General features: G+C 61.8%; 9 protein-coding genes and 1 tRNA gene. 6 read left to right on the top strand and 4 right to left on the bottom strand.

The window, feature by feature from the left end:
- Window positions 1-260 (bottom strand): cytochrome c oxidase subunit 3 family protein (locus ADADOO_RS15185; RefSeq protein ID WP_511278342.1); only part of this gene is annotated, 260 nt, incomplete at its 3' end.
- A 179-nt stretch (window positions 261-439) separates the two neighbouring features.
- On the opposite strand from ADADOO_RS15185, the gene ADADOO_RS15180 reads away from it, so the two are divergent.
- The 6 genes from ADADOO_RS15180 to ADADOO_RS15155 all read left to right on the top strand — a co-directional run bounded on the left by ADADOO_RS15180 (window position 440) and on the right by ADADOO_RS15155 (window position 5,596).
- Window positions 440-2,314, top strand: coding sequence for a thiamine pyrophosphate-dependent enzyme (locus ADADOO_RS15180; RefSeq protein ID WP_511278341.1), 1,875 nt, complete (start codon window positions 440-442; stop codon window positions 2,312-2,314).
- Window positions 2,311-2,922 carry an indolepyruvate oxidoreductase subunit beta gene (locus ADADOO_RS15175; RefSeq protein WP_511278340.1) on the top strand — a complete coding sequence of 204 codons (612 nt, stop codon included), beginning with the start codon at window positions 2,311-2,313 and terminating at the stop codon, window positions 2,920-2,922. The genes ADADOO_RS15180 and ADADOO_RS15175 overlap by 4 nt, the downstream gene beginning before the upstream one ends.
- A 71-nt stretch (window positions 2,923-2,993) precedes the next feature.
- Complete coding sequence (gene folD, locus ADADOO_RS15170; RefSeq protein ID WP_511278339.1) at window positions 2,994-3,854, top strand: bifunctional methylenetetrahydrofolate dehydrogenase/methenyltetrahydrofolate cyclohydrolase FolD; 861 nt, start codon at window positions 2,994-2,996, stop codon at window positions 3,852-3,854.
- A gap of 35 nt (window positions 3,855-3,889) precedes the next feature.
- Window positions 3,890-4,387, top strand: a complete 498-nt coding sequence (gene purE / locus ADADOO_RS15165; protein ID WP_511278338.1) for a 5-(carboxyamino)imidazole ribonucleotide mutase — start codon at window positions 3,890-3,892, stop codon at window positions 4,385-4,387.
- Window positions 4,388-4,412: 25 nt separating this feature from the next.
- Entirely contained in the window at window positions 4,413-5,411 is a 999-nt protein-coding gene (locus ADADOO_RS15160; protein ID WP_511278337.1) for an L-threonylcarbamoyladenylate synthase, read from the top strand.
- A 109-nt stretch (window positions 5,412-5,520) separates the two neighbouring features.
- A tRNA-Ala gene (locus ADADOO_RS15155) sits at window positions 5,521-5,596 on the top strand.
- A 256-nt stretch (window positions 5,597-5,852) separates the two neighbouring features.
- Here ADADOO_RS15155 and ADADOO_RS15150 read toward each other — a convergent pair.
- From ADADOO_RS15150 to groL, 3 genes are all read right to left on the bottom strand, one after another.
- A complete protein-coding gene (locus ADADOO_RS15150; protein ID WP_511278336.1) occupies window positions 5,853-7,532 on the bottom strand; it encodes a cation acetate symporter in 1,680 nt (559 codons plus the stop codon).
- 1 nt (window position 7,533) lies between these two features.
- On the bottom strand, window positions 7,534-7,842 hold the full coding sequence (locus ADADOO_RS15145; RefSeq protein ID WP_511278335.1) for a DUF485 domain-containing protein: 309 nt from the start codon (window positions 7,840-7,842) through the stop codon (window positions 7,534-7,536).
- Between the two features lie 206 nt (window positions 7,843-8,048).
- Window positions 8,049-9,484: chaperonin GroEL (gene groL, locus ADADOO_RS15140; protein WP_511277880.1), on the bottom strand; the 1,436-nt coding region annotated here is incomplete at its 5' end.

Here is a 9,484-nt window from a genome sequence, read left to right as displayed (position 1 = left end):
GCATTGACCGAGCAGGCGATGAAATAGCTGCTGGTGATCATGAGCAGCGTGATGGTCGTGCCGGCAGCGACCGACAGGCGTTGGGCACCGTCGTGGAAGGCCTGCGGAAAATGGGCACGGGCGATGAAGTACACCGCGAAAAGCACGGCGAATTCGACGAACTCGCAGGTAATGCCTGCCCAGATGCCCTTGTTGCCGGGGATGCGCAACGGGCTTTCGGCAACGGGCGGCGGTTCAGCGAGGAGGATGGCGGGGGGCATGGTCGGCGTTTTGGCGAGCATCCATTGTTCCGGGGGTGGGTGGCGCCAGCCTTGATGTTCATCAACGGCATTCTGATACGACACAAAATAAATAATTCGATGAGTTGTGTTGTATCAAGTTGCCCCAAAATTGACCTCCTATAATTTGTGGTTTTAGTCCAAATAATCGAGGAGTCGACATGGCGGCAGTCAGGCCCGTACCGGCAGCCAGCCGGGTTTTGATGTCCGGTAACGAAGCAGTCGCCCGCGCCGTCTGGGAGGTTGGCGTCAAGGTTGCCGCGGCCTATCCCGGCACGCCGTCTACTGAAATGCTGGAAGTCATTTCCGGCTACCCGGACCTCTACGCCGAGTGGTCGGTCAACGAGAAGGTCGCGCTCGAAGTCGCCATCGGCGCCGCCTACGCCGGTTCGCGAGCTTTCTGCTGCATGAAGCATGTCGGCATGAACGTCGCCGCCGATGCGTTGATGACGCTGACCCTGACCGGCGTCATCGGCGGCCTGGTCATCGCCATCGCCGACGACGTCGGCTTGTCATCGTCGCAGAACGAACAGGATTCCCGCTACTGGGGGCGCTTTGCCCACCTGCCGGTGCTCGAACCGGCCGATTCGCAGGAAGCCTACGCGATGACGCTGTACGGCTACGCGCTGTCCGAACAATTCCAGGTGCCGGTCATCCTGCGCATGACGACGCGGATCAACCACGTCAAGTCGCTGGTCACCGTCGGCGAGCGTGGCGCGCATGTCGGCGCCGGCTTCAAGAAGGACCCCGCCCGCTTCGTCATGGTGCCGGGCAATGCCGGCCAGCGCATCCCGCTCATGTTCAAGCGCGATGGCGAACTGCGGGCCGTGGCCGAAACCACCGAGCTCAATTTCATCGAGGACGGCGCCGACAAGCGTGTCGGTTTCATCGCCTCCGGTCCGGCCTACATGCACGTCAAGGAATCCTTCCCGAAGGCGCCGGTCCTCAAACTCGGCTTCTCCTGCCCGGTGCCCTTCGAGAAATGCCGCGAACTGGCGGCCATGGTCGACCAGGTCGTCATCGTCGAGGAAGTCGAACCGCTCGTCGAAACGGAACTCAAGGCGCAGGGGCTGAAGGTCATCGGCAAGGAAATCCTGCCGCTGCAGGGCGAGTTGTCGCCGAACGTGCTCAAGCCAGCCATCGCCAGATTGCTCGGCGAGCCGATTCCGGAAACCACCGCGCCGGCCCCGTTGCGCGTTTTCCCGCGACCGCCGACGATGTGCGTCGCCTGCCCGCACCTCGGCGTTTATTACACCCTATCGCAGGTGCGCAACCTCAACATCTCCGGCGACATCGGCTGCTACACGCTGGGCGCCGGACACCCGTGGAACGCGCTCGACACCTGTATCTCGATGGGCGCTTCGATGGGCGTTGCGCTGGGCATGGACAAGGGCCGCGGCGAGGCCGACAAGGACAAACGGATCGTCGCCGTGATCGGCGATTCGACTTTCCTGCACATGGGCATGCAAGGCCTGCTCGACATGGTTTACAACAGAGGCAACGTCACCGTCCTGCTCCTCGACAACCGCGCCGTCGGCATGACGGGCGGCCAGAACAATCCGGGCAACGGCTACGGCATTCACGGTGAGGAAGCGCCACGCGTCGATTTCGCCAAGCTGGTCAGCGCCCTCGGCGTCAAGGAGGAGCGCATTCACACGGTCAACCCGTATCAACTGCCGGTTTTGTTCAAGACCATTCGCGAAGAGGTCAAGGTGCCCGAGGTGTCGGTCATCATCACCGACCAGCCTTGCGTTCTGGTCAAGGATTACCACCAACTCAAGCCCTTCGAGGTCATCGACGACAAGTGCACCGGCTGCGGCAATTGCATCGATGTCGGTTGCCCAGCCATCCACGTTACGCGGCGCGGCAAGGCGCTCAAGCCGAGCGGTCGCGCGGTCGATCTGGCTTTCGTGCGCATCGAAACCGCGGTGTGCACCGGTTGCGGCCTGTGCGTCCAGCCCTGTGCGCCGAAGGCCATCGTCCATCATGTGCCGACCTCGCCGATTACGCTGGTCGAGAAAGGCTGTTCAGTATGAGTGAAAACACCAATATTCTCGTCGTCGGCATCGGCGGTCAGGGCGTCATGACGGCGGCCGAAATTCTCGCCGAGGCCGCCATCGCGCTCGGCTACGACGCCAAGAAAACCGAAGTCGCCGGCATGGCGCAACGCGGCGGCGTCGTGTCGTCACACCTGCGTTTCGGCCAGCGCGTCCTGTCGCCGCAGATTACGCCGGGCACGGCCGACGTGCTGCTCGGCTTCGAATCGGCTGAGGCGATGCGCTGGCAGCACATGCTCAAACCAGGCGCCATCACGCTCATGAATACGGCCAGGCTGGTGCCGCCGGTGGTCGAACTCGGCCTCTTCGATTACCCGGAAGATCCGCTCGCCGAAATTAGAAAGAGCGGCAACAAGGTTGTCGCCTTCGACGCGACGACCATTGCGCAGAATCTGGGCGACATCCGCCTCGGCAACACGGTGATGCTCGGCGCCATCGCCGATCACCTGCCGTTCGGTGCCGAAACCTTGCTCGACTGCGTGCTCAAGCGCTTCCGGCGCAAGGGCGAAAAACTGGTCGAGCTAAACCGCAGGGCTTTCGCGGCCGGTCGCGCGGCAGTCGGCGAAGCGGCTGCCGCGCTGGCGTAATCTGCTAAAATACGCGCCAATTCAAAGGGAAAGGCCTTCGCCTTTCCCGTTTCTTTTTGTTGGATGCGACGATGACAGCTCAAATTATTGACGGCAAGGCGCTGGCCGAAGAACTGCGCCAGGGTTTCAAGGCGCGCGTCGAGGCATTGACCGCCAAGGGCCACAAGCCCGGCCTGGTGGTCATTCTGGTCGGCGCCGACCCGGCCTCCGAGGTCTATGTCCGCAACAAAGTCAATGGCTGCCTGGCCATCGGCATACACTCCGAGAACATCACCTACGAGGCGACGGTCAACCCGGAAATTGTCCTGAAAAAGATCGCCGAGCTGAACGCCGATCCGAGCATCCACGGCATTCTCGTCCAACTGCCGCTGCCTGGACATTTTGATGAAGATGCCGTCCTTGAGGCGATTGCCGCCGATAAGGACGTCGATGGCTTCCACGCCGAAAACGTCGGCGCGCTGGCTCAGGGCAATCCGCGTTTCATTCCGTGCACACCTTACGGCGTCATGAAAATGTTCGAGAAGGCCAAGGTCGATCTGGCCGGCCAGGAAGCTGTCGTCATCGGCCGTTCCAACATCGTCGGCAAGCCGATGGCGCTGCTCCTGATCAACGCCGGAGCGACGGTCACCGTTTGCCACTCGCGCACCAAAGATCTGCAATTCCACACCCGTCGCGCCGATATTCTCGTCGCCGCCGTCGGCAAGCCGAATTTCGTCACCGGCGACATGATCAAGCCGGGCGCCGTGGTCATCGATGTCGGCATCAACCGTCTGCCCGATGGAAAGTTGTGCGGCGACGTCGATTTTGCCAGCTGCCGCCAGGTTGCCGGCCAGATTACCCCGGTCCCAGGCGGCGTCGGGCCGATGACCATCACCATGCTGCTGGCCAATACGATCGAAGCGGCGGAACGAAAAGCGGCGCTGGCTGACTAAGGCCTCTTTCCATCCCTCCCCGAAGGATTTGTAACATGAGCACAACGCCCCTCGTCGGTATCGTCATGGGTTCCGACAGCGACTGGCCAATCATGCGCGCCGCCGCCGTCGCCCTTAAAAACCTCGACATTCCCTACGAAGCCAAGGTGCTTTCGGCCCACCGCACGCCGGATCAAGCCCTGGATTACGCCGCCACCGCCGCCGGGCGTGGCATCAAGGTGCTGATCGGTGCGGCGGGCGGAGCGGCCCACCTGGCCGGCGTGCTCGCCGCCAAGACGCAACTGCCGGTACTCGGCGTGCCGATGCCGTCGAAGCACCTGATGGGCCTCGATTCGCTGCTCTCCATGGTCCAGATGCCCGGCGGCATCCCGGTTGCCACCTTCGCTGTCGGCGAAGCCGGTGCCACCAACGCGGCGCTGTTTGCCGTCGCCATGCTGGCCTTGAGCGACGAAGCCATTGCCCAGAAGCTGGCCGGCTTCCGCCAGAGCCAGACGGAAAAAGTGCTGGCCAAGACGCTGCCCGACCAGCCTTGATCACCCCCCCGAGCCGCTTTCGCCGATGAATCAGGACTACACGCGCGCCGTTGAATTGCTACGCGCCGGCGAACTGGTCGCCTTCCCGACGGAAACGGTTTACGGCCTGGGGGCGGATGCCGCCAACCCGGCCGCCGTCGCCAAGATCTTTGCCACCAAAGGCCGCCCGGCCGATCACCCGCTGATTGTCCACATCGCCGGCCACGACGCTGTCGACCACTGGGCCGAGCAGGTTCCGGCAGGCGCCTGGGAACTCATGGAGGCCTTCTGGCCCGGCCCCCTGACCCTGATCCTGAAAAAGCAGGCCTGGGTGCCCGATGCCGTGACAGGCGGTCAGGACACCGTCGGCTTGCGCGTTCCCGGCCATCCGGTGGCGCTCGAACTGCTCCGTCGCTTTGCCGCGAGTGATGGAAAATTCGCCGGCGAACACACCGGCATCGCCGCCCCCTCGGCCAATCGCTTCGGCCGGATCAGCCCGACCACGGCCGACCATGTCCGTGAAGAGCTCGGTGACCGGGTGCCGCTCATTCTCGACGGCGGACCGTGCACGGTCGGCATCGAGTCGACCATCGTCGATTGCTCGCGCGGCGAACCGGTCGTCCTGCGCCCCGGTCACATCGCCCCGGCCCATCTCGAAGCCGTCCTCGGCCGCCGCCCGAATATTGAAACAGCCGTCGGCGCCCCGCGCGTCTCCGGCTCGCTGGCCGCCCACTACGCGCCGCAAACGCCGATGCGCCTGGTCTCGTCCGAGCGCCTGCTCGATTTCATCAATGCCCAGCGCCACAAAGGCGACCGCTGTGGCGTCATCAGCACCAACCAGCCGCCGCACGCCGGCATGCCCCACGCCTGGCGCCTGCTGCCGGCCGACCCGCTCGGCTATGCCCATGAACTCTACGCCGCGTTACGTGACATGGATCACGCCGGCGTCGACCTGATCGCCGTCGAAGCCCTGCCCGACGAGCCCGCCTGGGCAGCCGTTGCCGACCGCCTGCGGCGCGCGGTGGCGGGCGCCGGACAAGCGTAAACACCGACTTCCACGGTCAACCGGAAAAAACGGCCAAAACTGAAAATAGCGGCGCGCAAAAAAGTAGCTTTGATCTGTAAATAGGAGTGCGTTAGAATCGCTCCCCGTTGGGGGGGTAGCTCAGCTGGGAGAGCGCCTGGTTCGCAATCAGGAGGTCGTGAGTTCGATCCTCATCCTCTCCACCACCATTCCAAAGCCCGGACTTGCTCCGGGCTTTTTCACGCCCACGACCGGACAATAGTGGCAGGGCTTCGCGGGTAGTACGAATTTCGGTAATCGCCGGAAGGCGCCGATTTCGCCCTGCAGGCTACCCGAATTCCTCTCTTTTCCCTGTTTTTGGGATGTTCGGCCAGCCGGTCAACAAACAAAAATGCCGTTCAGGTTTAACTGAACGGCATTACCGGGAAACCCCAGGCTTTTAGCTGACGATGGCTCGTCGGATTAGTGACCGCTGGCGCCGGAAGCACCCAAGCCGGTTTCCGAACGCAGTTGCTGCGACGGATACAGGGCACGTTCCTTTTGCGCCTGAGCGGAGTTGTCCAAAATGGACACCAGCCAGATCGTAACGAACGCGGCAGTCATCGAGAAGATGGCAGCAGAGTTGTACGGGAACCAGGCCGACCCCTTCGGATTGTGCATCACGGCTTCCCAAACGCTGGCCGAGCCAATGGTCAGGACGACGGCAGACGCCAGACCGACGAAGCCACCAGCTACCGCACCCTTGGTCGTGCAGTTCTTCCACAACACGGACATGAAGAGCACCGGGAAGTTGGAGGAACAAGCGATGACGAAGGCCAGCATCACCATGTAGGCAACGTTTTCCTTTTCGAACGCGATACCGAGAACCACCGCCAGAACGCCGAGGCAAACGGTGGTGATCTTGGACACGCGCAGTTCGGCTTCGGAAGAGCAGCCCTTGGCGAAGACGGAAGCGTACAAGTCATGCGACACGGCAGAAGCGCCGGACAGCGTCAGACCAGCGACCACCGCCAGGATGGTGGCGAAGGCCACAGCCGAGATGAAGCCGAGGAACAGGTCACCGCCGACCGCTTTGGCCAGATGCACAGCAGCCATGTTGCCGCCGCCCTTCAGACCCTTAGCCAGTTCGCCGCCGACATAGAAGTCGCCCGGATTCTGGATCAGGTTGGTGATGGCGCCGAAACCGATGATGAAGGTCAGGATGTAGAAGTAACCGATCCAGGTGGTTGCCCAGGCAACCGACTTGCGGGCTTCCTTGGCGTTCGGCACGGTGAAGAAGCGCATCAGGATGTGCGGCAGACCAGCCGTACCGAACATCAGCGCCATACCGACGGAGATGGCCGAGATCGGGTCCTTGATCAGGGCGCCCGGCGACATCAGTGCGTCATGCTTCAAGTGAACTTCAACGGCCTTGGTAAACAGTGCTTCCGGCGAGAAGCCGAATTGCAGCAGAACCGAGACCGCCATGAAGGTCGCACCGCAGAGCAGCATACAAGCCTTGATGATCTGCACCCAGGTGGTTGCCGTCATACCGCCGAACAGCACGTACATCATCATGACGATGCCGACCATGATTTCGGCGTAGAGGTAATCCATACCGAATAGCACCTTGATCAGCTGACCGGCACCGACCATCTGCGCAATCATGTAGAAGGCGACGATAACCAGCGAAGCGGAAGCGGCGAAGATGCGGACCGGGGTCTGGGCAAAACGGTAGGAAGCCACGTCAGCGAACGTGAATTTACCGAGGTTGCGCAGGCGCTCAGCCATCAGGAAGGTGATGACCGGCCAGCCGACCAGCCAGCCGATCGAGAAGATCAGGCCGTCGAAGCCGTTGGCGAAAACGAGACCGGAAATACCGAGGAAGGACGCGGCCGACATGTAGTCGCCGGCGATCGCCAGGCCATTCTGGAAGCCGGTAATGCCGCCACCAGCGGTGTAGAAGTCAGCCGCCGACTTGGTTTTGGCAGCAGCCCATTTGGTGATGAACAGCGTGGCACCGACGAAGATGGCAAACATGACGATTGCCGTCCAGTTGGTGGCCTGCTTGGCGGTCTGACCAAGGTCAGCACCAGCGGCGACAGCGCCACCGGCAACAGCCAGCGCCAGAAGGCCGGCGAGGATTTTGGTGAATTTGGTCATCTTACTTCTGTGCCTCCTTGATCAGGGCTTCATTGATCGCGTCGAACTCGCTGTTGGCACGACGAACGTAGATCCAGGTCAGCAGAATGGTGAAAGCGATGACGCCGACACCGATCGGCACGCCGATGCTCATCGTGTAACCCTCGCCAATTTTCTTGCCGAGGAATTCCTTGTCGAAAGCGACCAGCAGAATGAAGCCGTAGTAAGCGGCGGCACTGACGATGGCCATAATGATGGAGTACTTGCTGCGCATGGCAACAAACTCCAGAAATTTCGGGTTAGCTGTCACCCGATCTAGTGTGTCTTGCATTGATTTGCTCCTCAGATTTTGTTTATAGAGGCATTGCTGCGAAGCGTAATTTAGGCGTGGCGTCTTACAGCTAACTTACAGTCTGTTACAAAACCCATAACGCAGATCAAAGCTATTTCGGACGATGATCGAGGCTCACCCCGAAAAACAAAAAGCCCCGCACAGGGCGGGGCTCTTCGAAGCGGTGCAGCTTGCTTGGCGGGAGATTACATCCCCATGCCGCCCATGCCACCCATACCGCCCATGCCGCTCATGTCGGGCATGCCGCCGGCCGGCTTGTCTTCAGCCAGTTCGGCCACCATGCACTCGGTGGTGAGCATCAGGCCGGCCACGGAGGCGGCGTTTTGCAGCGCGGTGCGGGTCACCTTGGTCGGGTCGAGCACGCCCATTTCGACCATGTCGCCGTACTCGCCGGTGGAAGCGTTGTAACCAAAGTTACCCTTGCCACGCTGCACCTTGTCGACGACAACGGACGGCTCGTCACCGGCGTTGGCGACGATTTCGCGCAGCGGCTGTTCCATGGCGCGCAGGACGATCTTGATGCCGGCATCCTGATCGTGGTTGTCACCCTTGAGCTTGCCGATGGCCGCACGGGCACGGATCAGGGCGACGCCGCCGCCGGCGACAACGCCTTCTTCAACCGCCGCACGGGTAGCGTGCAGGGCGTCTTCAACGCGGGCCTTCTTTTCCTTCATTTCGACTTCGGTCGCGGCGCCAACCTTGATGACGGCAACGCCGCCAGCCAGCTTGGCCACACGTTCCTGGAGCTTTTCCTTGTCGTAATCGGAAGTCGCTTCGTCGATCTGGATGCGGATCTGCTTGACGCGGGCTTCGATCGAAGCGGCTTCGCCGGCACCGTCGATGATGATGGTGTTTTCCTTGGAAACTTCGATGCGCTTGGCCGAACCCAGATCCTTCAGGACAGCCTTTTCCAGGGACAGGCCGGTTTCTTCGGCGATGACGGTACCGCCGGTCAGGATGGCGATGTCTTCGAGCATGGCCTTGCGCCGATCGCCAAAGCCCGGCGCCTTGACGGCAACGGTCTTCAGGATGCCGCGGATGTTGTTGACGACCAGCGTAGCCAGGGCTTCGCCATCGACATCTTCAGCAATGATGAGCAGCGGACGGCCGGCCTTGGCGACTTGTTCGAGGATCGGCAGGAGGTCGCGGATGTTGGAAATCTTCTTGTCGAAGAGCAGGACAAACGGGTTTTCCATCAGCGCTTGCTGCTTGTCGCTGTTGTTGATGAAGTAGGGCGACAGGTAGCCGCGGTCGAACTGCATGCCTTCGACGACGTCGAGTTCGTTGGCCAGGGACTTGCCGTCTTCAACGGTGATGACACCTTCCTTGCCGACCTTTTCCATGGCATTGGCGATGATTTCGCCGATGTCCGCATCGGAGTTGGCGGAGATGGCGCCGACCTGGGCGATTTCCTTGGTCGTCGTGCACGGCTTGGAGAAAGCCTTGAGCTCGTCGAGGGTGGCGGCGACGGCCTTGTCGATGCCGCGCTTGAGGTCCATCGGGTTCATGCCGGCGGCCACGTACTTCATGCCTTCGCGGACGATGGACTGAGCCAGCACGGTGGCCGTGGTGGTGCCGTCACCGGCGATGTCGGAGGTCTTGGAAGCGACTTCCTTGACCA

The sequence above is a fragment of the Azonexus sp. genome (assembly GCF_036170495.1).
Lineage (GTDB): Bacteria > Pseudomonadota > Gammaproteobacteria > Burkholderiales > Rhodocyclaceae > Azonexus.
The sequence above is the reverse complement of the archived record's forward strand: the minus strand, read 5'-3'. Positions and strand labels throughout refer to the sequence as shown.